The organism is Gordonia sp. (in: high G+C Gram-positive bacteria), assembly GCF_012515855.1.
Lineage (GTDB): Bacteria > Actinomycetota > Actinomycetes > Mycobacteriales > Mycobacteriaceae > Gordonia.
This window is the reverse complement of sequence record NZ_JAAYXO010000097.1, coordinates 1-26,623: the sequence shown is the minus strand read 5'-3', so window position 1 is coordinate 26,623 and position 26,623 is coordinate 1. Positions and strand designations below refer to the sequence as shown.

General features: G+C 67.2%; 20 protein-coding genes. 8 read left to right on the top strand and 12 right to left on the bottom strand.

Annotation, left to right across the window (positions count from 1 at the left end; genetic code table 11):
- Positions 1 to 110 precede the first annotated feature (110 nt).
- Both GX543_RS07410 and GX543_RS07405 read right to left on the bottom strand, forming a co-directional pair.
- Positions 111 to 3,137 (bottom strand): FAD-binding and (Fe-S)-binding domain-containing protein, encoded by a 3,027-nt coding sequence (locus GX543_RS07410; protein WP_290850983.1) that lies wholly within the window; start codon positions 3,135 to 3,137, stop codon positions 111 to 113.
- A gap of 24 nt (positions 3,138 to 3,161) precedes the next feature.
- Positions 3,162 to 4,442 carry an aspartate aminotransferase family protein gene (locus GX543_RS07405; RefSeq protein ID WP_290850981.1) on the bottom strand — a complete coding sequence of 427 codons (1,281 nt, stop codon included), beginning with the start codon at positions 4,440 to 4,442 and terminating at the stop codon, positions 3,162 to 3,164.
- A 79-nt stretch (positions 4,443 to 4,521) separates the two neighbouring features.
- On the opposite strand from GX543_RS07405, the gene GX543_RS07400 reads away from it, so the two are divergent.
- Positions 4,522 to 5,502 carry a D-2-hydroxyacid dehydrogenase gene (locus tag GX543_RS07400; RefSeq protein ID WP_290850980.1) on the top strand — a complete coding sequence of 327 codons (981 nt, stop codon included), beginning with the start codon at positions 4,522 to 4,524 and terminating at the stop codon, positions 5,500 to 5,502.
- 41 nt (positions 5,503 to 5,543) lie between these two features.
- On the opposite strand, the gene GX543_RS07395 is transcribed toward GX543_RS07400, so the two are convergent.
- On the bottom strand, positions 5,544 to 6,458 hold the full coding sequence (locus GX543_RS07395; RefSeq protein ID WP_290850978.1) for a LysR substrate-binding domain-containing protein: 915 nt from the start codon (positions 6,456 to 6,458) through the stop codon (positions 5,544 to 5,546).
- Between the two features lie 146 nt (positions 6,459 to 6,604).
- On the opposite strand from GX543_RS07395, the gene GX543_RS07390 reads away from it, so the two are divergent.
- Both GX543_RS07390 and GX543_RS07385 read left to right on the top strand, forming a co-directional pair.
- Positions 6,605 to 7,840, top strand: a complete 1,236-nt coding sequence (locus GX543_RS07390; protein WP_290850976.1) for a Glu/Leu/Phe/Val dehydrogenase dimerization domain-containing protein — start codon at positions 6,605 to 6,607, stop codon at positions 7,838 to 7,840.
- 41 nt (positions 7,841 to 7,881) lie between these two features.
- Complete coding sequence (locus GX543_RS07385; protein WP_290850975.1) at positions 7,882 to 8,967, top strand: ATP-binding protein; 1,086 nt, start codon at positions 7,882 to 7,884, stop codon at positions 8,965 to 8,967.
- On the opposite strand, the gene GX543_RS07380 is transcribed toward GX543_RS07385, so the two are convergent.
- From GX543_RS07380 to GX543_RS07370, 3 genes are read right to left on the bottom strand one after another with little or no spacing between them, the layout of a single operon-like run.
- Positions 8,924 to 10,777, bottom strand: a complete 1,854-nt coding sequence (locus GX543_RS07380; protein ID WP_290850974.1) for a glycosyltransferase family 2 protein — start codon at positions 10,775 to 10,777, stop codon at positions 8,924 to 8,926. The genes GX543_RS07385 and GX543_RS07380 overlap by 44 nt on opposite strands.
- A gap of 16 nt (positions 10,778 to 10,793) precedes the next feature.
- Entirely contained in the window at positions 10,794 to 12,632 is a 1,839-nt protein-coding gene (locus tag GX543_RS07375; protein WP_290850972.1) for a hypothetical protein, read from the bottom strand.
- On the bottom strand, positions 12,629 to 13,825 hold the full coding sequence (locus GX543_RS07370; RefSeq protein WP_290850971.1) for an NAD-dependent epimerase/dehydratase family protein: 1,197 nt from the start codon (positions 13,823 to 13,825) through the stop codon (positions 12,629 to 12,631). The genes GX543_RS07375 and GX543_RS07370 overlap by 4 nt, the downstream gene beginning before the upstream one ends.
- A gap of 188 nt (positions 13,826 to 14,013) precedes the next feature.
- Between GX543_RS07370 and GX543_RS07365 the strand changes: the two genes are divergently transcribed.
- On the top strand, positions 14,014 to 14,994 hold the full coding sequence (locus tag GX543_RS07365) for a TIGR00341 family protein (protein WP_290850970.1): 981 nt from the start codon (positions 14,014 to 14,016) through the stop codon (positions 14,992 to 14,994).
- Between the two features lie 8 nt (positions 14,995 to 15,002).
- On the opposite strand, the gene GX543_RS07360 is transcribed toward GX543_RS07365, so the two are convergent.
- The 4 genes from GX543_RS07360 to GX543_RS07345 all read right to left on the bottom strand — a co-directional run bounded on the left by GX543_RS07360 (position 15,003) and on the right by GX543_RS07345 (position 18,952).
- Positions 15,003 to 15,653, bottom strand: a complete 651-nt coding sequence (locus GX543_RS07360) for a GAP family protein (protein WP_290850969.1) — start codon at positions 15,651 to 15,653, stop codon at positions 15,003 to 15,005.
- Positions 15,654 to 15,708: 55 nt separating this feature from the next.
- The gene (locus GX543_RS07355) at positions 15,709 to 16,116 is read right to left on the bottom strand and encodes a hypothetical protein (protein WP_290850968.1); all 408 of its coding nucleotides are present in this window, start codon (positions 16,114 to 16,116) and stop codon (positions 15,709 to 15,711) included.
- 96 nt (positions 16,117 to 16,212) lie between these two features.
- Positions 16,213 to 16,392 carry a hypothetical protein gene (locus GX543_RS07350; protein WP_290850966.1) on the bottom strand — a complete coding sequence of 60 codons (180 nt, stop codon included), beginning with the start codon at positions 16,390 to 16,392 and terminating at the stop codon, positions 16,213 to 16,215.
- Positions 16,393 to 16,399: 7 nt separating this feature from the next.
- Entirely contained in the window at positions 16,400 to 18,952 is a 2,553-nt protein-coding gene (locus GX543_RS07345; protein ID WP_290850964.1) for a LuxR C-terminal-related transcriptional regulator, read from the bottom strand.
- A gap of 118 nt (positions 18,953 to 19,070) precedes the next feature.
- Here GX543_RS07345 and GX543_RS07340 point away from each other — a divergent pair, with 118 nt between their 5' ends.
- From GX543_RS07340 to GX543_RS07330, 3 genes are read left to right on the top strand one after another with little or no spacing between them, the layout of a single operon-like run.
- Complete coding sequence (locus GX543_RS07340) at positions 19,071 to 19,286, top strand: hypothetical protein (RefSeq protein WP_290850963.1); 216 nt, start codon at positions 19,071 to 19,073, stop codon at positions 19,284 to 19,286.
- Positions 19,287 to 19,310: 24 nt separating this feature from the next.
- Entirely contained in the window at positions 19,311 to 19,805 is a 495-nt protein-coding gene (locus GX543_RS07335) for a hypothetical protein (RefSeq protein WP_290850962.1), read from the top strand.
- A complete protein-coding gene (locus GX543_RS07330) occupies positions 19,802 to 21,484 on the top strand; it encodes a SulP family inorganic anion transporter (RefSeq protein WP_290850961.1) in 1,683 nt (560 codons plus the stop codon). Before GX543_RS07335 ends, GX543_RS07330 begins: the two co-directional genes overlap by 4 nt.
- Here the strand turns inward: GX543_RS07330 and GX543_RS07325 are convergent.
- Together GX543_RS07325 and GX543_RS07320 are read right to left on the bottom strand one after the other, a co-directional pair.
- Positions 21,481 to 23,151, bottom strand: a complete 1,671-nt coding sequence (locus GX543_RS07325) for a SulP family inorganic anion transporter (RefSeq protein ID WP_290850959.1) — start codon at positions 23,149 to 23,151, stop codon at positions 21,481 to 21,483. The two genes, GX543_RS07330 and GX543_RS07325, sit on opposite strands and share 4 nt — an antisense overlap.
- An 11-nt stretch (positions 23,152 to 23,162) precedes the next feature.
- A complete protein-coding gene (locus tag GX543_RS07320) occupies positions 23,163 to 25,040 on the bottom strand; it encodes an alkyl sulfatase dimerization domain-containing protein (protein WP_290850957.1) in 1,878 nt (625 codons plus the stop codon).
- Positions 25,041 to 25,286: 246 nt separating this feature from the next.
- Between GX543_RS07320 and GX543_RS07315 the strand changes: the two genes are divergently transcribed.
- Entirely contained in the window at positions 25,287 to 26,600 is a 1,314-nt protein-coding gene (locus tag GX543_RS07315; protein ID WP_290850955.1) for a hypothetical protein, read from the top strand.
- The last annotated feature ends 23 nt before the right edge of the window (positions 26,601 to 26,623 follow it).

Here is a 26,623-nt window from a genome sequence, read left to right as displayed (position 1 = left end):
GGTCGCGGGATTGTGAACGTCGAAGGTCTTGCCGGACGACGCCTGGCGCCACTGCCCGTCGATGTGGATACCGGTACCGAGGCCGGCGATGATGTCGGTGACGGAGCGAGTCAAGACGTACCTCCTGGTTGGGGTTCTGGATGTATTCGGTCTGTCCCTGGTTGGTCGCTGCGGGGTCGTTCGTTGCTGGGTCGTTCGCTGCGGGGGCGTTCACTGCGGGGTCGGGGCGGATCCGGATCGAGCAGTTCGAGCAGGTGCTTGCCGCGGCGGGCGTCGCCTGCACTGCCGCCGACAGTGGGGTCGACTGCCGCGAGGCGTCGGATCTGGGTGGCGCACGAGAACCCGTCGGTGAGCACCGGCGCGTCGGGATGCGTGCGCAGCGCCGGGGCCAGGGCCTGCTGGGCCACCGCGTCTGCCACCTCCTCGTGCCCGGCGGTGAAACCGAAGTCGCCCGCCACGCCGCAACATCCGGTCGCCTCCACCACGCTCCGGACGCCGAGCGCGGTCAGGGTCGATCGTTGAACTCTGTTGCCGAAGGTCGCGTATTCGTGGCAGTGGGTCTGGACCACGACGTACTCCGGCGCACCCGCAGGCCACTCCGGGGCGCGGCCGTCTGCGGCCAGCTCCCCCAGATGCGCTGCCGCCGACCGCACGCGCGCGCCGACGCGACGAGCCCGCGCGGCCTCAGCGGCCCCCACCGCCTCCTCCGACAGCAGACGCGGGAGGTCGTCGCGCAGGGTGGAGGCGCAGCTCGGTTCCACCACGACGATCGGCACGTCGTCGCCGACGCCGTCGAGGTACCGCGCCGTGCGACGCAACGTCCGGCGCGCGGCGTCGAGCCTGCCGGTGGTGATCTGGGTGAGGCCGCAGCAGTGCTCAGCACTGCAGGCCACCGACCGATGCACCCCGCCCAGCACGCGAACCGCGGCTCCGGCGACTTCCGGGCGGAGCCCCCGGGTGAACGAGTCGAGGAACAGCACGATCTCCGGCGGCCCCGCGGCGTCGATGCTCGACGGCGCGCGCCGCAGTTCTTCGCGCAGTGCGGCGGCGGAGGCGAACTCGGGCAGCACTCGATCGGCACCGATGCCGCCCAGACGCGCGCCGGCGCGGCCCACGCGCGTGGCGAGCAGTCGATTCAGCGGCCCCGCGGCGTACCGGGTCAGACGCAGCCAGGTGGGCAGCATCCCGAGCGTGTAGTGCTCGCGCGGCCGCAGCCGTCGGCGGTAGCGGTGGTACAGCACCTCGGATTTCATGGTGGCCATGTCGACACCGGTCGGGCAGTCGGACGAGCACGCCTTGCACGCCAGGCACAGCTCCATCGCCTCGGCCAGCGCCGGGGCGCGCCAGTCGACGTCCCCGTCGCGCGTCGCCTCCTGCAGCACCCGCGACCGACCGCGCGTGGAATCCTTCTCATCGCCGGTGGCGCGGAACGACGGACACATCACGCCGCCGACGTGCGTTCGGCAGCGGCCGACACCGATGCACGCCTGCGAACCGTGCTCGACGGTCACATCGGCGAGCGCGAGGTCGACGTCGATCGGTCGGGTCTGTCGGAGCCCTCCCGGCGCCAGGATCCCGGTGGGATCCCACACGGCGCCGAAGCGCTCGAAGGCGCGCAGCATCTCCGGCGAGTACATGATCGGCAGCAGTTCCGACCGCGCACGACCGTCCCCGTGCTCCCCGGACAGCGACCCCTCGTAGCGCACCACCAGGCGCGCGGCGTCGGTGCAGAAGTCGCGGAACACGGTGCGCCCCTGCGGTGTTCGGAGGTCGAAGTCGATGCGGATGTGCATGCAGCCCGCGCCGAAGTGCCCGTACATGACGCCGGTGAGGTCGTGGTGGGCCAGCAGGTCGCGGAACTCGGCGAGATAGTCGCCGAGGAGGTCGGGCCGCACTGCGGCGTCCTCCCAGCCGGGCCACGACAGGATGGTCTCGCCGGTCTCCGGATCGGTGAGCCGCGAACTGAGGCCCGCGCCGTCCTCGCGGACCCGCCAGAGGTCGGCACGTTCGGTCGGATCGTCCACCTGCCGCAGATCCACCGCCCGGCCGTCGGCACGCAGGTCGGCCACCAGCGCCGCGGCCCGCGCCGTGTTGCCGTCGTCTTCGTCCAGTTCGATGAACAGCCAGGCACGCCCGTCGGGCAGATCGGCCACGGCATCGGCGCCGCGTCGAACCCGCATGGTCGCGACGATCACCTCGTCGATGCCCTCCACTGCGGTCGGCCGATGCTTCAGCAGCAGCGGGACATCCTGGGCGGCGTCGACGATGTCGGCGTATCCGGCGACGATCAACGACGTCGACGCCGGCTGCTCCGTCAGCCCGACGGTGGCCGCGGTGACGATCAGGCAGGTGCCCTCGCTGCCGACCAGGGCGCGAGCGACGTCGAATCCTTCCTCAGGGAGCAGATGCCTCAGGTGATAGCCGGACACCTGGCGCGGGATGCGGCCGAGTTCGGTGCGGATGGCGGCGAGGTGGTCGGCGGCCAGGGCGCGCAGTTCGGTTTCCAGGTGCTCGGCGCGGGCCGTGGCGGCGGCGTCGCCCGGCACCGACGCGCGGATGCCGGTGCGGGTCGCGGTGATGCGGAGTCCGTCCGCGGTGACCCCGCGCAGCTCGACCACGTGATCGGCGGTGCGCCCATACCGGACCGAGTGGTTGCCGCACGCGTCGTTGCCGATGGCGCCGCCCAGGCAGGCGCGACTCTGGCTCGACGGATCGGGGGCGAAGGTGAGTCGGCGGTCGGTGGCCTCAAGCACCGCCGCGCGCAACTGCGTCAGCACCACCCCGGCCTCCGCGGTCGCGGTGCGGGCAGCCTCGTCCACCACCCGCACGCGGTGCAGGTACCGCGACAGGTCCAGGATCAGGCCGCCGCCGATGGCGTTGCCCGACATCGAGGTTCCGCCACCGCGCGCGGTCAGCGGGACGCCGAGCCGATGACTCACGCGGGCGGCCGCGGCGACGTCGTCCTCCGACCGCGGGAACAGGACGGCGGCCGGGGTGACCCGGTAGTTGGACGCGTCGTACGAGTACTCCGCCAACCGGCGCGGACTGGTGTCGGGGTGCAGACCCTCCGCACGCAACGCCCGCGTCAGCGCCCCCGAAGTCAACCCGCCCGAAGTCACCGCCCCCGAATCAGCCATGCCTCCAGCTTTACACCGTGCGCATCACACTGCGCGGCCGACGGCCCGAACGAATCGCTCCACGCCGAGCGTCACCTCGTCTTCGGAGACGGTGAGCGGCGGGATGATGCGCACGATGGACCCGGTTGGCCCGCACGTCAGCGTCAGCAGATCCTCATCGATGCACGCCTGCTGCACCGCTGTCGCCAGCTTCGCCGCCGCCTGGGACCGGTCGCTGCCCGCGTTGGCCGCCGGATCGCCGAACTCCACCGCGAGCATCAGTCCGGTTCCGCGGATGTCGCAGATGGCGTCGACGTCGGCGAGGTGGTCGCGGAGCAGGCCGAGGAGTTGGTCGCCCCGCACGCGGGCGTTCTCCACCAAGCCTTCGCGTGCGATCACGTCGAGGGTCGCGACGCCCGCCGCCGCTGCGACCGCATTGCCCCCGTACGTGCCGCCCTGCGATCCCGGCCAGGCCTTGGCCATGATCGCCTCCGGTGCGGCGATCGCGGAGATCGGGAAACCGGACGCGATGCCCTTGGCGGTGATGATGATGTCGGGCACCAGACCGTCCGTGTGCTGGTGCCCCCAGAACTTGCCGGTGCGACCGACGCCGGCCTGCACCTCGTCGAGCACCAGCAGCGCGCCGTGCGCGGTCGCCCGTTCTCGCAGTCCCGCCAGGTACGCGGGCGGCACCGCCATGTACCCGCCGTCGCCGAGGAACGGTTCGATGAGGACGGCCGCGAGTTCGTTGGGGGCGATGCGGGTGGAGAGCAGGAAGTCGAACTCCTTCAGCGCATACGCGACGGCGTCGTCGGTCGACATGCCCAGGCGCAGGGCATCCGGGAACGGGGTAGTCGCGACGCCCGCCATCAGCGGGCCGAACCCCGCGGAGAACTTGGTGCCCGCGGTGGTGAGGGCCGCCGCCGCGACGGTGCGCCCGTGAAAGCCGCGTTGCACCGTGACGATGTACTGGCGCCCGGTGGCCATCCGAGCCAACCGCACGGCGGCTTCGACCGCCTCAGACCCGGAGTTCGCGTAGAACACCGAATCGATCCCGTCGGGCAGGTGCTCACCCAGTTTCTCGGTGAGTTGCAGCAGCGGCTGGTGCAGCACCGTCGTGTATTGGGCGTGGATGATCTTGGCGCACTGCTCCTGGGCCGCCGCCACCACGTCGGGGTGACAGTGCCCGGTGCTGGTGACTCCGATGCCGGTGGTGAAGTCGAGGTATCGGCGACCATCGGTGCCGTGGATCCACGAACCCGACGCGTGGTCCACCACCACGGGCGTCGCCTGCTTCAGAATCGGGGAAAGCGATGCACTCGTCATAGGGCCAGTGTGTGCCCGACCACCAATGTTGTCAACGGTCCGATTGTCGACAATGTAGGTTGGGACTACGGTGGTCCGCATGAACCGCAGCCGCCCCGTCGTCGTCGTGCTGACCGCCGACGATGTGCCCGCCCCCGCCGACCTCGGCCGCATCGAGGAACTCGCGCAGGTTCGTCTGGCCACCGCCGACACTCTCGCCGACCATCTCCCCGGCGCCGACGTCCTGCTGGTGTGGGACATCTTCTCCAGCGCGCTCGCCGCCGCCTGGCACACCGCCGACACCCTGCGCTGGATGCACGTGGCCGCCGCCGGGCTCGACGCCATCATGTTCGACGACCTCCGCGCCTCCGACGTGCTCGTCACCAACGCGCGCGGCGTCTTCGACGAGCCGATGGCCGAGTATGTGCTGGCATGCGTGCTGGCCCACGACAAGCAGTTGCATCAGACCGAGGAGTTCCGCCGCCGCGGCGAGTGGGTGCACCGCGAGACCCTACGGGTGAAGGGCCGCCGCGTGCTGGTGGTCGGCACCGGCGGCATCGGACGCGCCATCGCGCGGATTCTGACGGCCGTCGGACTGGAGGTCCGCGGCGCGGGCCGTACCGTGCGTGACGACGATCCCGACTTCGGTGCCGTCGTGAGCTCGACGGAGTTGGCCGAACACCTCGCGGACGTCGATCACCTGGTGATGGTCGCGCCGCTGACCGACGCGACGCGCGGCATGCTCGGCGCTCGCGAGCTGGCCGCTCTGCCCGACGACGCGCACGTGATCAACGTCGGCCGCGGACCGCTGATCGACCAGGCGGCGCTCACCGCCGAGATCGCCACGGGAAGGCTGTCGGCGCACCTCGACGTACTGATCGACGAGCCGCTCCCCGCCGACGACCCCCTGTGGACCCTGCCCGGCGCGCACATCAGCCCGCACATGTCGGGCGACGTGATCGGCTGGCGCGACACCCTCTCCGCCCAGTTCCTCGAGAAACTCACCGGCTACATCTCCGGTCGAGAACCCGGACCCGCGGTGGACAAGAAGCGCGGGTACGTGCCGACGACCGGTCGCTGACAAGACCAGCCGGCTCAGCACTCGCTGAGGGAATACTGCCCTCAGCGAGCCTCCCCAAGGCCGATCTTGTCGGCACCGTCGATCATCGCGTCGATGAATAGTCTGAGCGCTTCGCGGCCGGCGTCCCTGGCACGGTAGGTCAACGACAGGTTCCGCTGGAAGTGCCCGGCCAGCGGGGTCAACTCGACGCCGTCGGGCAACTCGTGCGCGCCCAGGTCCGACACCAGGGTGACCCCCAGCCCGGCCGCGGCGAGGGCCAGGGCCGTCGACTGCTCCCCCACCGTGTGCTGCACATCCGGCTCGAACCCGGCTTCGCGACACACCAACCGCACCGCACGCCCGAAGTGCGACCGCGGATCCGACAGGATCCACCCGCGCGCGGCCAGCTCCACCAACTCCATCGGTTCGCCGCCGAAGGTTCCCGCGGCGGCCGCGATCCACATCCGCTCGACGGCGACGGTGGTCCGCTCCAGCGTGCGGACGCGCGGCATCACGTAGTTGGAGTAGTCGATGACGAACGAGAGGTCCAATGAACCGTCGCGCACTGCGTCGAAGCCCGACTCCGGTTCCAGCTCGACCGTCCGCACCCCGAGGGCCGGGGCACGGTCGGCCAGGAGCGCGAGACCGGTCGGCAGCAGTCCGGTAGCCACCGACGCCCACACCCCGACATGCAGGGTGGCCGTGGAACCGCCGCGCAGAGATTCGATAGCGTTGCCCGCGCTCTCGACGGCGTCGAGGATGTCTTCGGAGTGGTCGGCCAGCACCCGTCCCGCTTCGGTGAGCACGATCCGCCGACCGTGCCGCTGAAAGAGCGGGGTCTGCGCTTCGCGCTCCAGCTGCGCGAGCTGCTGCGAGACGGCAGACGCGGAGTAGTGGAGAGCATCGGCCACCGCTGTCACTGTGCCGCGATGTCGAAGCTCCCGAAGCAGTTTGAGGCGGTGCAGCGAGACCTCCATTCATCCGAGGTTACTGAACGTTCCTGTGCGCGAAGTCCACATGGACGGGATGCGCGGGCCGCTCCGATCATGGGGGTGCGGGCAGATTCACCCGGAATCAGGCTTACACCGCACCCGCCGTAGCCGACTGTGAGGAGGCGAGGAACATGACGCTCACCCCGATGGATCCCACTGCCCTGGACCCTTCTGCCCTGGAATCGCTCCCCGTCCCCGACCAGCCGACCCCGAGCCGTCATCGCCCACCGTATCTGCGGATCGAGTGGGTCGACGAGGTCACCGGCGCCGTCGGCTACCTGGTGGTCGACTCGCTGGTGCAGGGGATGGCGACCGGCGGCACCCGGATGCGCGCCGGCTGCACGATCGACGAGGTCGCCGATCTCGCACGCGGCATGTCGAACAAGACCGCAGCCTTCGACCTCCCCGTCGGCGGCGCGAAAGGCGGCATCGACTTCGACCCGAAGGATCCCCGCGCGCTCGACGTCCTCACCCGCTACTGCGAAGCGATGAGCCCGTTCCTCGATCAGCACTGGGTCACCGCCGAAGACCTCGGGGTCTCTCAGGAGACCATCGACACCGTCTTCGAGCGCCTCGGCATGAGGCAGTCCTACCACGCGGCCATCGAGAGGTCGCCCGATCCGACAGCAACCGCCGACCGAGTGATGGCCGGTCTGCACGCCCATGCTCCCGGCGGCCTGCTCGGCGACGTCATCGGCGGCTACGGCGTCGCGCAGGCCTGCTTGGCGGCCACGCGTGTCAACGGTAAGTCGGTCACCGAGACCAGCGTCGCCGTCCAAGGCGTCGGCACGATGGGCGGCGGCGCCGCGTTCTACCTGCACGAGGCGGGGATGCGAGTGGTCGCGCTGGCCGACGCCGTCGGCACCCTGTACGACGCCGACGGCCTGGACGTGCCGCTCCTGCTGGCGTCCCGGAATCGGTACGGCGAGATCGACCGAGCGGTGGTGCCGGCGCGCGTCGCGCAGTTGTCGCGGGACGCCGTCATCGGCACCCGCTGCGACATCCTCGTTCCGGCGGCCGTCTCGTACGCGATCACCGCGACCAATGCGGCCGACGTGGAGGCCGACCTGATCGTCGAAGCGGCCAACGCACCGACCACCGTCGACGCCGAACTCGACCTCACCGCGCGCGGGATCGCGGTGATCCCGGACTTCATCGCGAACGCCGGGGCGGTCGCCTGGGCGTGGTGGCTGCTCCTCGAGTACGTCGGCGACGACTATCGCGACTCCTTCCGCACGCTCGGTGCGCAGATGGACGCGAAGGTCTCGTCGCTGCTGCGCGACTGGCAACCGTCGTCGGGCCCGATCCGCTGGGCCGCCGACGTCTCGTCGACCGCGCGCACCCCGGCACCGCTGGTGATCCCGTAGGCGGAGCGAGGCCACCGCGAGGATGAAATAAGATTCAACGCATGGCTTCTGACCTGCCGATCGGCACTCTCCTGGACTCTTCGACTCCCGCTTCGCTCAATCCCGCGCGACTCAATCGGCACACGTTCTGGTGCGGCCAGAGCGGCTCGGGCAAGACGTACTCGCTGGGCGTCCTGCTGGAGCAGGTGCTGCTGCACACCCGCTTGCCGATCGTGGTGCTCGACCCGAACTCCGACTTCGTCCGGATCGGCGAACTCCGCGACGACGTCCCGGAGACAGAAGCCGCGGAGCTCGCGAAACGCAACATCCGGGTCTTGCACTCGGCGGCGGGTCAGGGGCAACAACTCAAGGTCAAGTTCCTCGGGCTCGACGTCCGCTCGCGCGCGGCACTGCTTCAGCTGGATCCGATTCTCGACAAACGCGAGTACAACACCCTGCTGCGCACCGAGAGCGCCGGGGTCACCGAGTTGGAAGGGCAGTCGCTGATCGACTGGCTGCGCGCCAGCGGCGATCCCGACTTGCGCGACATCTCCCTGCGAATCGAGAACCTCGGCGTCACCGAGTGGGACATGTGGGCGTACGGCGACGAACCGGTCACCGCCGTCGTCGACGAGCAGGCCGACGCCACCGTCGTCGACCTCGGCTCGTTCGGCGCCAAGGAGCAGATGCAGACGGCCGCGCTCGCCGTCCTCGAGCACCTGTGGAACAACCGGCACGAGCGCGTCGGCCGCCTGGTGGTGCTCGACGAGGCCCATAACCTGTGTTCGCCGGAGCCCTCGTCCCCGCTCGAGGAACTGCTCACCGAACGCATCGTCCAGATTGCTGCCGAAGGCCGCAAGTACGGGATCTGGCTGCTGCTGTCGACGCAGCGGCCGTCAAAGGTGCACCCCAACGCGCTGTCCCAGTGCGACAACCTCGCGCTGATGCGGATGAGCTCGGCCAACGACCTCGCCGAGCTGGGCTTGACGTTCGGCTACGCACCGGCCGAGCTGCTGGACCGCGCCATGGGATTCAAGCAGGGGCAGGCCCTGTTCGCCGGCGGCTTCGCACCCGAACCCCAGGTGATCCAGGTCGGCAAGCGGCTCACCGAGGAGGGCGGCTCCGACGTCGCGGTGCCGCTGCGCTGACCGCGCCGAGGATGTCCTTCGGCTGCATCGGCGGGTACCGCAACGAGAGCGCCGCCGCCAGGGTGAAGTAGCTGCGCAGCACGCGGAAGCAAAGGTACGCCGGCACATATTTGACGGCACTCGGCCGGATGGCCAGACACACGCAGACGGTCACCACCATCGGCATGCCGAGCACGGTCGCGACCACCGGCTGCCAGGCCATCCCGAGGAACGTCATGTGAAATCCGACCTCCGCGATCACCGCGAACAGCAGCAGCGGGGCCAGCATGGCGCGACGGGCGGCGTTGACCAGTTGGAACGGAAGGACGAAGGTGCCGGTCATCGATCGGCGGTCGAGAAGGGTCGACCGGTTGTGCGCGGTGATGTGGTAGATGCTGCGGAACCAGCGCGTTCGCTGCTCTCGCAGATGCGCGTACGACAGCGGTGTCTCGCTGTAGTAAACCGCAGTCGGGTCGGCGACGGTGTGATAACCGGCTGAATCGAGCCGGAGGCAGATGTCGGTGTCTTCGCCGTTCATTCCCTGCACCATCGGACCGACCTCCCTCAGTGCACTGTGGCGGTAGACGGTGAACATCCCGGGCACACCGAGGACGCCTTGGTACCCGTTGAGCGACATCTGGAAGAAGCCGTGGCGCAGAAACACCTCCACGAGGCGCACCTTGTCGATCCACGTCTTCTCCTCGGCCGGGAGCGGCATCCCGCCGACCGACCCCACCCGCGGATTCACGAAATGCCGCATGGCGTTCTGCAGACAGTCCGGACCGATGACGGTGTCGGCATCGATGCGCACGATGAAGTCTTCGGTGATCTGGGCGATGCCCATGTTTAGAGCGATCGCCTTGCCCGGGGTCGGACACTGCAGCACCACACCGGTGATGTTCTCGCATGCTGCGATGGCGGACTCAGCCACCGGCGTCGTCTCGTCCGACGACGCGTTGTCGATCACGTACAGGTGGATGGCACCGCTGTAAGTCTGGGCGGCACGGTCGACGGAGGCAATGGTGTCACCGATGTCGTGTGCTTCGTTGTGAGCCGGCACGATCACCGCGATGCGCGGGGAGAACGTGACTCCCTTCATCTTGCGGAGTCGACGCAGTCCGAAGCCCGCGGTGAGGCACGCCAGCAACTGCTGCACCAGAAAAACTCCGGGACCGATGCCGCCCAGGATCGCGACCTGTTGGAGCGCGTCCACCTGACTGCCGAACACCCACAGCGCGACAGCCGCACCCACGATGGCGAAGACGAGGGAGAATGACAGTATCAGGTACGCCGAGATCGGGGTGTACGGACGCAGAGGCGGCGCGCCTTCGGCCGGGAGCTGCGCCTGCCTCATCACCGTGTGAGGAAAGATCGCGAGCGCTGCCAGGCCGGAGATCATCTGCAGCCCGAAGGTCGGGATGGTCATCACACCGAGGGCGTGCAACAGCCACCCGAAGGCGTCGAGGACCAGGCAGAACACGGCGAACTTGCCGATCAAGGCACCGCCGATGAACAGCCGCCGCCACCCGTTGCTGTACGCGAATCCGGCGTAGGTGACGAAGAAGAGCACCAGGAACAGCCGCGTCGGGACGGCGGCGTCGCCCCGATCGGCGGCGAACAGCACAATGTCGCCCGGACCGGCAGCCATCCCGGTGTGCTCGCCGATGGTGCGCATCAGCATGGCGATGATGCACAACCCCGCGAAGACCACGAAGAAGCCGTTGGTCCCCGACGACGGCCGGTCGACCGCGTAATCGACCGGCGCGCTGTCGACCGACCGGAAGTAGTCGGCGACAGCCGGGGGTTCCGACGGGTTCGGCGCTTTCGACATCTCCGCTGATCCAGCGCTAAGGTCCGTCGGCGACCGGTGCCCCGGTCGCGTTCAGCGCGATGCTGCCGTGCTCGGTGATGATCTGTGCGGACTCGGTTCCGAACGCGGGCAGCACCGCGACGGTTCCGGATCCCACCGGTTGAATCACCAGGCCGCGCACCGCGTTGTCGGTCGTCCCGGTCGACACCAGAATCCCGTCGCCGAGAGCACTCACGTCCACGGCGGGCGGAGCGTGCGAGACCAGCCGATCGTCGGTGACGGCGATCGGCGTCGCCACCCCGTTGCTGGTTCCGATCTGCACGAATCCCTTTCCGGTTGGCGGAGGCGAACCCCACACGAACTCCGGCACCACGCCGTCGGCGGTGAACCGGGATATCGTCGCCACCGAGGCGCCCAGCAGCGTGGCGAGGTCGGCGTCGCCGGGCGCGGTCACGTAGACGGCGAACCCGGGCGCCAGAACCTTCGGCAACGAGACCAACCCGTCACCGGGATCGTCGCTCAGCAGCAGTACCGAACCCGGGGCGACAGCCATCGAGTACTTGGTCTCCCTGACATCGCAGCCGCCGAGATTGCGATCACGCTGCACCGTGAAGGTCAGCGTGTTGTCGACACGTGCCATCCCCGCCGGGAGCGGGATCACCGGCGGCGGCCCGTCCCCGAGCCGCCTGCTGTCAATCAGCCGGCCGTTGAGCGAGGTGTTGACGATCCAGGTCAGGTCATCGGGTCCGGCGGGCAGCGTCCACGCGACGCGCACTGCTCGGGGCAGACGCCCGTCAGGCAGATCCGCCAAACCGTACGACACTCGCCAAGTGTGATTCTCGGTGATCGAGACCGTCGATTGATCGATGCCCAAGTCCGCCAACGCGACGTCATCGCCCGATGCCCGCGACGCGGGGACCCTGCGGGGATCTTCTCCGGTGCCGTCGGCGGCGGTGATCATGGTCCCGGTGATCAGCCGGACTGCTTCTCCCGCCGAGGTACTGCGCACCGCCAGCACCGGCGTACCGGTCGCCGTGCCCACGGCGACCGGGTCTGCGGATTCGGCGTGCCACCCCAGCTTTGCGAGCGCCTCGTCCGGCCCGACGAGCACCACGTTCTGCGGGTTGTCGACCGGCATCTCCTCGGTGAACGACACCCGGTGACCCGCCTGCGTGAGTCCGATCCCCAGTTGCCCGGCGACCGAACGCCATGGGTCGCCGGAGTCGGGCACTACCACGGTGAGCTCGCGGTCCCACGACGAGACCAGGTCGCGGACGGTGTGCACCGGTTGATCGAGCGCCGCTTCCACCATCGTGTCGGGTGCGATGTGCACTCCGGCCCCGATGGAGTGCTCGTCGGTACAGGTCTCGTGGTGGAGAGCTCCGTCGATCCGAATCTGTACGCGCACCGAGCCGTCGTCGGCGGCCCCTGCGGGGATGCCCACCAGTTGGTCGAGGTCGTTGTCGCCGTGCGGCAACTGGCTCCGATAGACCTGGTCGCCGTCGATGACGACGGCCAGGAAGGCGGTGCTGTCGTCGGCGACCTGCGTATCTCCTCGAAGGCGGAGACGGGTGTCCGACCGCCCCGAGTCGACGGGCACACGGACTACGAACGACGACGCCGAGATGTCGTCGTTCAGCCAGAGACCGTCCGGAAATCCCAAACCGTCGACGGTCTTCGTGAAATGACGATCGGACGGCACATGAAGGCTGTCGTCGTCCGCGGCTCGCGTGAACCACGAGGGACGCGCCACCACCAGGACCAACAGCAGAACCATGGCGATCCCAAGAATCCACCACGCGAATCTGGGTACGGTGTGTCCGCGTTCGCCTGGGTGGTAGTCCGGCGACGCGTCCGACCGCTCCTCCTCGCTCATTCCAGCACCTCCTCCGGCACGGCCGCGCGGTCCCGATTCCAGTACGACTCGGCGGGCACCTTCGCCGGATCCACCCGATGTGCGTAGTCGCGCGCCATCTCGATTTCCGCGACGAGGAGGTTCGACTGCAGCAGGATCGGATCCAGGCCGAGGTCGAGAAAGCGGTCATTGCGAGCGGAGAGGTCGTTGACTTCGGCTTCACGCCGCGGATTCCACAACTGGGACACCTGTGCTCCGGTGAGTCCGGCAACGATGTCAGCCAAAGCCGCGACCTGATGGGTCTCGGTGATCTGATTCATCACCCGTACCCGGCCGCGCACCTCATCACCGGATTCGACGGCCAGCTGCACGCAGCGGACGGTGTCGTTGATGTTGATGAACGCCCGGGTCTGTCCGCCGGTCCCGTGCACGGTCAGCGGCAGTCCCGCCGCCGCTTCGACGAGGAAGCGATTGAGCACCGTGCCGTAGTCGCCGTCGTAGTCGAAACGGTTGATCAGCAACGGATCGACCGCGGTCTCCGCAGTCTGGGTCCCCCACACGATGCCCTGATGGAGATCGGTGATCCGGACGTCGTCGTTGGCCGCGTAGAACTGAAACAGCAGCTGGTCTAGCGATTTCGTCAGATGGTAGATGCTGCCCGGTTGGGTGGGATAGAGGATCTCGCGATGCCGGACGTCACCGTTGCGGTCTGGATAGCTCACCGTCAGGTAGCCCTCGGGGAGGTCGACCGGGACGGATTCGTACCCGTAGACCCCCATGGTGCCCAGGTGCACGATGTGCGTGTCAAGGCCCAGCTGGGTCACTGCCGCCAACAGATTGTGTGTCGCGTTGACGTTGTTGTTCATCGTGTATCGCTTGTGCGCAGGCGATTTCATCGAGTACGGCGCCGCCCGCTGCTCGGCGAAATGGACCACCGCGTCGGGCCGCACGTCGTCGAGAAGCGCCACCAGGCGGTCGTACTCGTTCGCCACGTCGACCTGCTCGAAGCCGATGCGCCGACCAGTCCGCTCGAGCCACGTCGTGAGGCGAGTCGGCAGCTCAGCGATCGGGGTGAGTGACAAGACTCCGAGCTCGTCGTCGATCTCGCGACGCACCAGGCTGTCGACGATCACGACCTCGTGCCCGACCGCCGACAGGTGCAGACTGCTCGGCCAACCGCAGAAGCCGTCTCCGCCCAGAACCATGATCCGCATGTGCACTCCCCTGAATAGTGGTCATCGAAGTGTGCAATGGATCTCACTTCGACGAATCGCCCAAGCCGGGTGATATCCACCAGCGAAGGTCGGGGCTCGGCGGGAAAGTGAGAGGCGTGCGAGTTGCTCGCGCTGCCGTCGCGACGCCCGTGTGCGGTGCCCTCCGATCAACGCTGCGAGGTCTGTCGATGTCGGTCCTACACAGCGTCCTGATCCCCGAGAACCAGCGCCGGTCGCTCGACGAGCTCCGAGACCGTCTCGACCTGTCGAGTGGCGATTCGAAGGCGAAACAGTCTGCGTACTGGATCATGCTGGTGCTCTCGGCAGTCATCGCCATCTCTGGCGTCATCGGCGACTCGACCGCCACGGTCATCGGAGCCATGATCGTCGCTCCGCTGTCAATCCCGATTCTCGGTGTCGCGCTGGGTGTCACCACTGGACGGCGCAGCGTGATCGTTCGAAGCACCGTGCTTCTGATCGCCGGCGTCCTGCTGGTCGTGACGCTCGGATTCCTTTTCGCCCAATTGCTTCCCAACCCGAGCAACGTGCTCACCAACTCGCAGGTCGCCGGGCGGACCTCACCCAAGCTGATGGACCTGACCGCGGCTCTCGCCACCGGGGTGGTCGCAGCGGTCGCCATGACCCGTCGTGACGTCAGTGATGTGCTGCCCGGCGTCGCGGTAGCCATCTCGCTGGTTCCACCTCTCGGTGTCGTCGGTGTCTGTCTGGGTTCGGACTCTCCGGGTCTTGCCGTCGGCGCCCTGATCTTGTTCGGATCCAACGTGGTCGCGCTGATCCTGACCGCGATGACCGTCTTCACCCTCGCCGGCTACCCGGGCGAGTCACCAGCCCCAGCCGGGCAGAAACACCGCCGGACGTACACGCTGCTCGCCGCCGCGCTCATCGCGGTGGCCGTTCCCATGTCCGTAAACTCGCTCAACACCCTGTGGGCGCACCAGATATCCGACGCCACTCGGGCGTGGCTGGGCACCGGCGGGCAGGTGCAGGACGTCACTTTGCAGAGCAGCACCGCAACCATCACCGTGCTGGGTCCGGCCGTCCTGCCGCCGACCGACGACCTTCAGCGTTCCGTCGACTCCCTGGTGCCGTGGCACCCCCGGGTGGTGGTGGTTCACGTCGTCGGGGGCCGCACAGAGGTCGAGCGTTGACAACACCCTCAGGTGACGCTGCCGATCCCCTTCCCGATCAGCACCACGCCGATCACCAGGATGAGCACCGCCATCACCGTCTTGTTGTTGTCGTCTAGCCACGCTTTCAGCTGGGCGAGGGGATCGCGCAGACGCTGCTCGGCCAGCTGATAAGCCACCACCGGCACTGCGACGGTCGAGCTCGCGAGAGCGCCGAAGACGACGATCGTCACCGCGGTGCCGCCCGTGCTCATCGCAGCCGTGCCGATCTGCATGCCCGCCGCGATACACAGCATCAGATTCTTGGGATTTATCGCCGCGAGAGCGAATCCGATTCCGGCACCCGTCAACGGCGTCATCTCGTCGATCGCCGCCATCCACTTGGGTGTCGACTGCGGCCCCGAGCGGACACGCCACTCTCGCACGCCTTCGACGAGCAGCAGCACGCCCAAACCCAACTTGACCCAGCCGGCTGTCGTCCCCGAACTCCCGGACGACGATCCCAGCACGGTGAACAAGGTCGTCGCCGCCAGCACGCCGACCACCCATCCGGCCGCGAAGCCGAGGCCGGTGGTCCGGGCGCGGCGGCCGAGGAGCATGAGGATCGCCGCGATGATCGGAATCGGCGAAATCGCGATACCCAAGGCCATCGGCAACAGATCGCCGATCACTGCGCCCATGCCGGCTCCCCGAGTTCAGGGAGCCGGCAGGGAACGTCAGCGTCGACGGGGATTGCTATCGCGCGTCCCATGTCGCGAGAGACCAGATCACGAGCAGGTTGATAGCGATCAGCAGGATCGACCACCAGGGGTAGTACGGAAGCCACAGGAAGTTCGCGATGATCGCCAGCGAGGCGACGACAATCGCGGTAGCCCGTGCCCACACCGCGCCGGAGAACAGGCCGAGCGCAACGATCATGCCGAGGATGCCGACGATGATGTGGATCCAACCCCACGTGGTCAGGTCGAACTCGTAAGTGTATTGCGGACCGGCAACGATCAGCTCGTCATTGGCGACGGCCGAGATGCCTTGGGCCAAACCGAGGAGACCGGCTACGAACAACAGGGCCGCCACGGCGATGGTGGTCCCGCCTGCGAACCCTTGCTTGAACGAACCGGATTCAATGTTTCCCGGGGAAGACATGGGCAGAATTCCAATCTGTTGTCACGAACTGTGCTCACTCATCATCGAGGCGTCGCTCAGCGCACCGCATCACCCGGCGCGGATGAAATCGATCGGTCAAGGGCGGACGATCTCGAACGCCGAGTCGAACGGCTCGCAAAGATCGAACAGCGTCGGATCAGCGAACACTGCGTGATTGACCAGTTCCACGCCCCACCGGTAGTCGCCAGTGTCGTAGGCCGCGCCTTCCGGGAACAACGCGTCCGCCGGGACGTCGGAGATGTGCACGAATTCCATCGTGGTCTCACACCAACCGCAATTCGCGGGCACGGGAGATCGCCTCGCGACGGCCTCGCACACCCAGCTTCTGGTAGATCGACCGCTGATGTGTCTTGACCGTGTTCACCGAGATGTACAGGTCGCGGGCAATCTCCGCTACGGTGCCGGGACTCAACAAATGGTGAAGAACATCCATCTCACGAGCGCTCAGCGGCATGACCACGCACCCATCACCGCCGCGCATGGTCCCGCTCAACACCGGGATCCGATCAAGCAGGTCGAGCGCGAAGGGACCGTGCTCAGCTCTGTCCGCCACGCGTTCGGCCAGCAGCTCCCGCAGCGCGTCACCTCGATCGAGGAACGGCTTCCGGAACCCGAGATCGACGGCTTCGGCGAGCGCGAGGTCCAACGACTCTCCGCGTTCGGTTCTGAGCCGTCTCTCGTCGGCCGCTTGGTCGAGCAACCGGCCGATCCGGCCGCGGACCGCACGCCCCCGGACGGCCTCGCTCTGTTCGAGCGAACTTCGACCGTCCAGGACCTCCGTGCGCACGCGCGAAGCCGTCTCAACGATGTGTTGCGGGACAGCGTGTACCTGGGCGAGGTCGACGGCCCGCTCCGCAGCCTCGGCCGCTTCGGCGACAGCTCGGCGCGCCATCATGAGTTGAGCGCGATGAACCACCAGGACCACGGTGGTGTGCGGTTCACGGACCGCGCCCTCGGCATGCCGGAGCCACCGATCCGCGTCGCCAAGTTCGTCCCGGTCGATCGCAACACCCACGAGCGCCAAGTAGGCGGCTGAAGCCTGCACTGCGTCTGAGCAATGCATCTCCTCGAGTTCGGCAATGGTGCGGGTCGCCAGTCTCTCGGCTTCCGAGAGGTGGCCGTCCTGCCATTCGAGATAGGCCAGATTCGCCCGGGCGCTCAACACCGGCAACGAGGTCCGCGCGTGATCGTCCCGTGCGGCAGCCTCCATCAAGTGCTGCCGAGCGCAGTCCCTCTCGCCGATCCACAGCTCAGAGGTTCCGATGTTGCCGACCAAGACACGTCGGATCAGATCCCAATCCGTTAGACCGAGCCCGGATAACACATCGACGTCGAGGCAGACCCGCCGGAACCCGTCCAAGACCGCATCGAGGTCGCCGAGCAGGCGGCGTAGCCCGAACTCGATCAGGTCGAGCAAGAACTCGTATCGGCGCCGACGGCGTCCCTCGATGAGGCAGGTGCGTTGGCGGGCAGCGTCGATGAGTTCATTGATGCCGTCTACCCTCCCTGTCATCGCGACCGCGATCGCCAATCCGATCGCCAATCCGGGATGTGTGAGCAGGTGCTGCCGAGGGACGCTCCGCAACGTCTCGATCAACCAGTCGGGCGGACGATTCATTGTCCAGGCCAAGACATGGGTCCCGACGAGTTCGGCCGATGCTTGCCATTCTCCGGCTGCCAGTGAATGCTCCAGGGCCTTCATCGGGAGATCCTGGTCGCGGTACCACCGTGCTGCCGCACGATGTGCTCTGCGCAGGTCCTTCGCGTTGTTGATGCGGGACCGAAGAAGGTCGAGGAGCAACGGGTGAATCCGATACTGCCCCGGATGATTCACCACTTCGGTGACGAAGACGTTGAGTCGCGCCAGATCGGTGAACAGTGAGGAACTGTCGCCGCCGCCGAGTGCGGTCGCCAATTCCGGGCACAGCTGATCGACCACGCAGATCCGGGAGAGGAAATCCTGCCACGCGGAGGGCAGGGTCGAGAAGACCTCGCGCATCAGGTAGTCGGCGATATACCCTTCCCGTCCCGAGAGCTCGGCGATGTAACGGTGTGGATCGTTCGCGCTCCGCAGACCCAGCGACGCCAACCGCAGACCTGCCGCCCAGCCCTCGGTCTTGGCCACCAGTGCGTCGACCTGCTCGGAGCCGATGCCCAACGATCGCGCGTCCAGCAGTACCGCAGCATCGGCCCGATCGAAGCGAAGCTCGGCCACCCGGATTTCAATCAACGTCTCGGACAAGCGCATCCGATGCAGTGGCCACGGCGGGTCGTGTCGGGTGAGGGCAACAACCGTCGTGCCGTCGGGCAGCGACCGGCACAGTTCCAGCAGCTGCGCGACGGCCGGCAACCCCGCCACCTCATGCAGGTCGTCGAGGACGACGATCGACTGCGGTGCATGCTCGGCGAACCAGTCAGCGAGGCGCGTCGGAATCTCGGCAGGCGAGATTCGATCGAACGCCACCATCTCGTCCAACTCGGTGCGACTCGCGGCGGTGTGCGCGACCTGCCCGACCGCCGAAATGATCCTCGACCACAGTCCGGCGGTATCGACTCCGACCCCTCCCATGTCGGCCCAGACCGTCCGCGAGTACGCCCGAGCGCGGAGCCACGACGCGACGGTCACCGATTTCCCGTAGCCGGCAGGTGCGCAGACCAGTACCAGCGGCCGTCCGACCGCGGCATCGAGAATTTCGTAGACCGCCGCGCGCGGCACAACGCCGATCGGAGACTGACATGTCGGGTCGGGCCGCACACCGTGCTCGGCGGAATCATCTCGCCGGATCGCAGGCCCGGCTGCGTCGAGGAGCACCATGGATGAATTCTTTCGGCTGTGAACGTGAATCGCGGCCAGATATCACCCGCGGGGTGTGAGGCGGACGGACCGACTGTGTCGGAGAGTGAATTCCGAGACCGGCCGGCTGGGAGGTGCGATGACCGAGGTCTATCGATTCCAGGTCGAGGGCCGGCTCAGCGCCGACCTCCTCACCACTTTTCAACCGTTGCAGAGCACAGACCGCGCAGGGAGCACCGTGTTCTGGTGCGCCTTCGTCGACCGTGCACAGTTGTTCGGCGCCATTGCCCGATGCGAACTTCTGGGGTTGGCGCTGGTGAGTCTGACACGCACGGGCTTCGATGCCATCCGATAGCTCCCGGGACTGCCCCGTCGCACCATGACCACCGTGATCTGGCAGATCCTGCCCATCCTGCTGAGCGTCATGTCCAGCCCGATCGCCCTGCTCGCGGTCCTGGCGATGATGTCGTCCTCCCGGCCGCGCGCCAACTGCATCGCCTACGCCAAGGGTTGGGTCACCGCGACTGCAGCAGCCCTCGCACTCACGCTCGTGCTGCTGAGCTTCACCGGAATCACTGACGCCTACAGTTCCCCCGTCGGACTCCGCATCGTGCATGCCGTCCTGGCCATCGGCCTATTCGGCGGTTCGTGGTGGTCGTACCGAAAAGCCCAGGCGGCAATGCAACGTGTGGCCGCGGCGCTACCGGTGGTGGTTCCGATCCTCATGGTCTGGTCGGGGGACGCGAGCCAAACCGTAGAGATTCGTCGGATCCGGGACTGGACGCTGCATCACAATGGTTTCGTCAGGGCAGGATTGCTGGCACTGGTCGGCTTCCTCCAACTGACCCGTGCCCGCGAAGGATGGTTGCTGTGACCCAGCGAGCCCAACAACTGCGCATCTACCTGCGCCGGTTCGGATCGCGCAAGACCGTACCGGCCGATCTGCGGGCCGGGGTGGTATTGGGCGCCGAGAGTGTTCCCGACGGTCTGGCGGCCGGTGTTCTCGCCGGCGTCAATCCCCTGGCCGGTCTCAATGCCTACCTCGTCGGAACCGTCGTCGGTGCGCTGACCACGGGGTCGGTGTACATGACGGTCCAAGCCACCGGGGCGATGGCCGTGATCATCGCCGATGTCCCGGCCGTGCACGGGGAGGGATCGGAACGAGTGCTCGCGACGCTCGGTCTGATGACCGGCGCGGTGATGCTGTTTCTCGGTCTCGCGCGGCTCGGTAGCCTGGTCCGCTACATTCCGACGGCGGTGCTGATCGGGTTCGCCAATGCCGTCGCCATCAACATCGTGCTCGGACAGTTGTCGAACCTCACCGGCTACGCCTCCGACAGTGCCAATCGCGTAACCCGGGCCGTCGACACGGCGTTGCACTTCTGGCTGTTCAGTTGGCCGTCCGTGCTGGTCGGCGCCACCACAATCACCCTGATCCTGGTCCTGGAGCGATTCGGCCTCGGCCCGTTGAGCCTGGTGTGCGCGGTGATCGCCGGCTCGGCCCTCGTCCAAGCCCTGCCGAACGACTCGGTGACGCTCCTGCGCGATTCAGTGGCGGTCGGACGGTCGCTGCCGATCCCGGTCGTCCCGTCGTTGGCATCGATGCCAGAACTAGTCGTCGCGGCGTTGTCACTGGCTCTTGTCGGCCTCGTCCAGGGTGCGGGCATCAGCGGCTCGATTCCGAATCCAGACGGACGCTACCCCGATGCCTCTGCCGACTTCCGCGGTCAGGGCATCGCGAACGTGGCCTCGGGCCTGTTTCAGGGAGTACCGGTCGGCGGCTCGATGTCGGGCACTGCACTCGCGCGGGCCGCTGGGGCCCGGAGCGCGCTCACCAATCTGGTCGCCGGGGTCGTCATGGTTGTCGTGATCCTCGCATGCGGTCCGCTGATCGGCTACGTGGCGATGCCGGCGATCGCGGGTCTGCTGATTCTGGTCGGCATCCGCACCGTGAAGCCCGATCAGATCGCCCTGGCACTGCGTACCGGCCCCATTCAGATCGCCGTGTTCGTGGTCACCTTCGTCCTCTCCCTCATCATTCCCCTGCAGTACGCGGTGCTCGCCGGCGTCGGGATGTCTGTGATTCTGCACGTCGCGCGCCAGGCCAATCGCATCCGTATCGTGCAGTGGACATTCGACGACTCCTCCACCCGGCCCGTCGAGGAACCGCCGCCCGCCACCGTCGATGCGGGCGAAACCCTCATCCTCACCGCATACGGTGCCCTCTTCTTCGCGTCGGCCCAGTCGTTCCGCGAACAGTTACCCGCGCCCGCCGACGACGCGACTGACGCGACCGTCGTGCTCCGTCTGCGTGGGACCGAGGAACTCGGGGTCACCTTCTTGAGCATGCTGGGAAACTACCGCGACGAACTCGCACGCGCGGGTGCGACATTGATGCTCAGCGGTGTCGACGAGAACTTGGCCTCACAGCTGGAAGTGACCGGCGTTCTCGCCCGGCTCGGTCGTGAGAACGTCTTCCCGGCCCGCACGCGGTTCGGCGACTCCGTATGGGACGCCCTCGCGGCGATCGACAAACGGCGTAAGCGGCCCTAGTCTCGCGCGTCGAAGGTGTCCAGCGCGTCTCGATTGCCGCTGAACACCCGATCGTCATCTCCCAGCATTCCCAGTTCCCGCATCCGCGACCGGGTACCGCGGCGCAGTCTGCTGAACGAGACGTCGACGTCGTTATCGACCAACCAGGTCCGCAAGGTCTCGAACGACTCCGCCGCCGTCACATCGACGTCCGTCACCGCCTCCATGTCGATAACGACGTGGCGTACAGGCTCGCCCGCGGTGCTGACGGCAGTCCTGACCGCCTGTCCGAAGACATCGGCGTTGGCGAAGAACATCGGTGCGGCCAGACGGATCACAATGACGCCGGGTGCCGTGGTCCTCGCGGAATCGGCCGTGAGTCGGTCCGTCTCCGGCCGGTAGTCGTCTGCTCCCGGTCGCAGGACGTCGATGGCAGGCGCAGCCGCACGTCGAGCCAGGTTCACCAGTGCCAGCACAAAAGCGATGATGATCCCGGGAATCGAGCCCACCAGCACGGTCACTGCGAAGCACACCGCAGCGATCGCGAACTCAAACCGTTCCATCCGCCACAATTGGATGAACCTGCCGATGCCGAGCAGCGGCACCACCGCGACGCCGACGATGGCTCCGATGGCGGGTGACGGGATATCCGTCAACAGTCCCGTGCCGAACATCAGGAGCACCAGGGTGACTGCGGCCAACACCAGCGACGGCAGCTGGGTGCGCGAACCGACCTGATCCATGGCCGCCGTACGAGACGTGGACGAGCCGACGGCAAAGCCGCCGGTCAACCCGGCTGCCACATTGCCCACGCCGAACGCGGCCAGATCACGATCGGCGCTGACCTCGTATCCGTGCTTCTCTCCGTACGAGCGCGATACCAGCAGGCCTTCGACGGTTGTCACCATCGCCAGCGCCAGCGCCGACGGAACCAACGCGATCCACTCGGCCCATCCCAATTCGGGCCAGGTGAAGACCGGCGGCCCGCCCGGGACCGAGCCCAACACCGACACCCCGTGCCCATCGAGCCCGGCGACCGCAACGACGACCGTCGCCGCCACCAGAACGATGAGTGCCCACGGCACTCGCGGAAACCTGCGACGCCAGGCCAACAGGAGTAGGAGTGAAACGGCAGAGATTCCCACGGACCAACTGTTGGCATGCGAGATGCCGGTGACCAGGTCGGTCACCTTCTCGACGAACTCCCCGCCCGCTGCGAGGTGGACGCCGAGCATCTTCGCGACCTGGGAGACCAAGATGTCCAGGGCCAGGCCGCCGACGAACCCCACCAGAATCGGCTCCGACAGGAATGCCGCGATGAAGCCGAGCTTGAACACCGACATCAGCAGCAGCACCACGCCGCAGATGACCGCCTGCGCCAACGCCATCGCCATGTACTTGTCGCTGCCCGCCGCGGCGAGCCCGCCGATCGACGAGGCCACCAGCGCGGCGGCCGCCGCGTCCGGTGAGGCGACCAGCTGGCGCGAGGAGACGACCAACGCGTAGATCACCGTCGGAATGATCAACGCGTACAAGCCCGCAATCGGCGGTAGCCCCGCGATCTGCGCGTATCCGATGTTCAACGGGATCGCGATCGTGACGAGGGTGATCCCGGCCATCAGTTCCCCGGCCAGGTTCCCTGTCGAGAGACCCGGAAGGAGCTTCAGGCCGGTCAGGCGCGAAGCCACCGCCGACAGTTTCAAGGCAGCACGATGTTGAATGCCGGGTCACCTGCGGTGATCACCCGCATCAACCGCGGCAGCACTCCGTGGTCACCGGTGATCTCCAGTCCCGGGGAGGTGGTGTCGCCGCCCGCCAAAGCGAGCAGCCGGCCCTTCGTCACCGTGATCGTCGTGTCGGCCGCCGGGTCGGTGTCGATCCGGACTCGATGAACCAAGACACCGTTGCGCAGCCGCAGTCGGTGCGTCTCGTCGAGATCCGTCAGCACGACGTCGATCGACAACTCTTCGTTCCACGCCTTGGGTCCGTCGATCGAGATCGCGATCGCGTCAAAGATCTGCGCCGGAGTCAGCTGGGCCATCACCTCGCCAGAGCTGGTGTCGGTCGGCGAACCGAAGTTGCGTCCCCTCAGTTCTGTCGACCCGGACAGAAAGAAGTTCCGCCACGTACCGTTCTCGACGCTGTAGGCCAGCTGGTCGAGAGTGTCCGCGTACAGCGCCCGAGCCACCGTGTTGTCCGCGTCGACGAACACCGCGTGGTCCAACAGCGTGGCCGCCCACCGGTAGTCACCGTCGGCATAGGCAGTCCGCGCGAGCTCGACGACGCGGTCGATCCCGCCCATCGCCTCCACGTACCGCTTAGCGGCCGCCTCCGGCGGATGCGGCCACAGGCGCGCTGGATTGCCATCGAACCATCCCATGTATCGCTGGTAGATGGCCTTGACGTTGTGGCTCACCGAACCGTAGTAACCCCTCACGTACCAGGCGTTCTCCAGCGCGGGCGGCAACTGAATCGACTCCGCGATCTCCGCGCCCTGCAGACCCGAATTGATCATCCGCACCGTCTGGTCGTGCAGATACGCGTACATGTCTCGCTGGACGTTCAGGAACTCGCTGATCTCGTCGGTACCCCACGTCGGCCAGTGGTGAGGGGAAAAGATCACGTCCGAACGCGACGCGAACGAGTCGATCGCCTCGGTCAGATAGCCGGCCCACGCGTGTGGGTCACGAACCACCGCGCCGCGGAGGGTGAGCAGATTATGCAGGGTGTGGCATGCGTTCTCTGCGATGCACAACGCCCGATAGCGCGGGATGTAGATGTGCATCTCGGCCGGTGCCTCGGTCCCGGGTGCCATTTGGAACTCCAGCTCGACGCCGTCGATCGTGAGCGTCTGCCCGGTGGTGGTGATGTCGATCGTCGGCGGCACCAGGCCGGTGATCCCAACCGAAGGGTACTGCCCGAGACCCGCGCCGACGTGCCCCTTCGGCCCGCGGTCGAGGGCTGCGCCGTACATGTATCCGGCACGGCGGGCCATCGCACCACCCGCATACACGTTCTCGGCGATCGCATGCTCCAGGAAACCTTCGGGCGCAATGACCGGAACCTCACCGCTGTCGACAGCCGCCTGATCCACGACGCCGAGTGCGCCGCCGAAGTGGTCGACGTGACAGTGGGTGTATAGGACTGCCTTGACCGGCCGATCACCGCGGTGCTCGCGATACAGCGCCATCGCTGCGGCGGCAGGCTCGCGAGTAGTCAGCGTGTCGATCACGATGACGCCTTCGTCGGTCTCAACGAAGGTCATGTTCGACAGATCGAGTCCGCGCACCTGGTAGATCCCCGGCACCACCTCGAAGAGTCCCTGCATCGCGGTGAGCCGCGACTGCCTCCACAGGCTCGGGTGCACGGTGTCGGGTGCGGTCTCGGAGTCGAGGAAGCCGTAGCTGTCGACGTCCCACACCACTTTGCCGTCTTCTCCGTGGACCACGCCCGGCTCCAGCTTCGCGATGAACCCGCGCCGCGCGTCGTCGAAGTCGCGCGTGTCGTCGAAGGGCATCGTCTCCCGTGCCCGACGATTGTCGGCAATGACGAATTCACTGGCTTCGGGTTGGGTCATCTGCTCTCCTCCGATCGAGCGGCCCCGCTATTCGGTGCGCCGTTGCTTCTCCTCGATCTTCCTGTTCGACGCGCTCGGTGTCCGGCACCCCTCACACCGAACGGGCGATGCCGTTCGGCCGGAAGATTGGTGCCTTTCGAGTAGATTTTTCACATGCCCGGCTCTCTGAATTTCCTCGGCACCTCTCGATTTCGACCGCCTGTGCTACAACCCGGAAGCATGGCACGACCACGGATAGTCGCCAGATTGACCAGCGTTGTGGACTCCCATCCCACGGCCTTGATCGTCGCTCCGAGCGGCTATGGAAAGACGTCCGCCGTGGCCGAATGGGCCGCTCAACACAGCGGTCCCCTGCTCTGGGTGACGCTCGGCCGGTTCGACGCCAATGCGGCCCGCATCGACGGAATGATCGCCCAAGCCCTCCGCTCACTCGCAGAACTCCATCGCGGTACCCCCCTCGAGCTTCTCCGGCACCTCGACCCGAACTGCTCCGATCCCGCTACGGCATTCGACACCGCGTCGCAGGCGTTGGCCGAGTTGGACGAGCCGGTTCGCCTGGTGATCGACAACGCTCACATCGCGCGCGAAGCCCTCACCCTCGGTTTGCTCGGTGCCCTGATGGATGCCGAACTGCCCCAGTTGCGGGTGGTCGTGGTCGGTACCAGCTATGCCGAACTCGCACTGAGTCGACTCGCCGTAACCCGACCGCAAGCCGTGGTCCGCGCCTACGACCTCGCGTTCAACACCGATGAGATTGCCGAGTTCCTCCGTCAGCAGGGCTGCGCTCTCGATCCCGTCGTCGTCTACAACGACTCCCGCGGCTGGCCCATCGCCGTCAACCTGATCGGCGTCACCGGCGATGAGCCGACGTCCGACGTCGGTCCGTCTGCCAGCGCCATGGAGTCGTACCTGCGGGACCACGTGCTGGCATCGGTGCCACCCGACCAGGCCGAGTTCGCCTTGGCCACCTCGGTGTGCGACCAGATGACGCCGGAACTCGCCGCCTCAGTCGCCGACACCGAGAGCGCGGGCGACCTCCTCGAACGCTGCTTCCGCACCGGGATGCCCATCGACCGCTACGATTCCGACTGCGGCCCGGTGTACCAATGGCACTCGATGTTCGCACGGCTGTGTCGCCGAATCCTCCACACCACGCACCCCGCACGACTCGAGCGAGCCCGTCGAACGGCAGCGGAGGCATCCGAGGCCGATCGCCCGTTGGCCGCAGCGACGCTCTGGCTCCATGCGGGCCTGCCCGCCCAAGCCGTTCGGGTCCTCTGCTCGCGGTGGATCGGTCTGGTGGTCGGACCTCATGCCAAAGCCGTGGACGAGTTGTGCACGACGCTGCCGGCCCCCTGGAACGTCTCGTCGCAGGTGCTGGCGATTCGTGCGTGCGCGCACGAGGTTCTCGGCGAACCCGAACTCGCCCACATGCTGCACGCCCAGGCACTCGCTGCTGAGCTGCCCGGCGTTTCCCAGACAGGAGATTGTCAGAGAAAATGTCACGCCGCAATGTTGCGGCAGAACCATTCAGACTCTACCCGATTAGGTGTCGAATAGTCCAGTGCAGAATGGCGACGTCT

Coding starts and splice junctions, on each gene's coding strand:
- GX543_RS07320 (WP_290850957.1), bottom strand. CDS start 25,040: ATGACCCAACCCGAAGCCAGTGAATTCGTCATTGCCGACAATCGTCGG.
- GX543_RS07375 (WP_290850972.1), bottom strand. CDS start 12,632: ATGAGCGAGGAGGAGCGGTCGGACGCGTCGCCGGACTACCACCCAGGC.
- GX543_RS07390 (WP_290850976.1), top strand. CDS start 6,605: ATGACGCTCACCCCGATGGATCCCACTGCCCTGGACCCTTCTGCCCTG.
- GX543_RS07345 (WP_290850964.1), bottom strand. CDS start 18,952: ATGGTGCTCCTCGACGCAGCCGGGCCTGCGATCCGGCGAGATGATTCC.
- GX543_RS07370 (WP_290850971.1), bottom strand. CDS start 13,825: ATGCGGATCATGGTTCTGGGCGGAGACGGCTTCTGCGGTTGGCCGAGC.
- GX543_RS07335 (WP_290850962.1), top strand. CDS start 19,311: ATGACCACCGTGATCTGGCAGATCCTGCCCATCCTGCTGAGCGTCATG.
- GX543_RS07360 (WP_290850969.1), bottom strand. CDS start 15,653: ATGGGCGCAGTGATCGGCGATCTGTTGCCGATGGCCTTGGGTATCGCG.
- GX543_RS07400 (WP_290850980.1), top strand. CDS start 4,522: ATGAACCGCAGCCGCCCCGTCGTCGTCGTGCTGACCGCCGACGATGTG.
- GX543_RS07385 (WP_290850975.1), top strand. CDS start 7,882: ATGGCTTCTGACCTGCCGATCGGCACTCTCCTGGACTCTTCGACTCCC.
- GX543_RS07355 (WP_290850968.1), bottom strand. CDS start 16,116: ATGTCTTCCCCGGGAAACATTGAATCCGGTTCGTTCAAGCAAGGGTTC.
- GX543_RS07365 (WP_290850970.1), top strand. CDS start 14,014: ATGTCGGTCCTACACAGCGTCCTGATCCCCGAGAACCAGCGCCGGTCG.
- GX543_RS07340 (WP_290850963.1), top strand. CDS start 19,071: ATGACCGAGGTCTATCGATTCCAGGTCGAGGGCCGGCTCAGCGCCGAC.
- GX543_RS07350 (WP_290850966.1), bottom strand. CDS start 16,392: ATGGAATTCGTGCACATCTCCGACGTCCCGGCGGACGCGTTGTTCCCG.
- GX543_RS07410 (WP_290850983.1), bottom strand. CDS start 3,137: ATGGCTGATTCGGGGGCGGTGACTTCGGGCGGGTTGACTTCGGGGGCG.
- GX543_RS07380 (WP_290850974.1), bottom strand. CDS start 10,777: ATGTCGAAAGCGCCGAACCCGTCGGAACCCCCGGCTGTCGCCGACTAC.
- GX543_RS07395 (WP_290850978.1), bottom strand. CDS start 6,458: ATGGAGGTCTCGCTGCACCGCCTCAAACTGCTTCGGGAGCTTCGACAT.
- GX543_RS07405 (WP_290850981.1), bottom strand. CDS start 4,442: ATGACGAGTGCATCGCTTTCCCCGATTCTGAAGCAGGCGACGCCCGTG.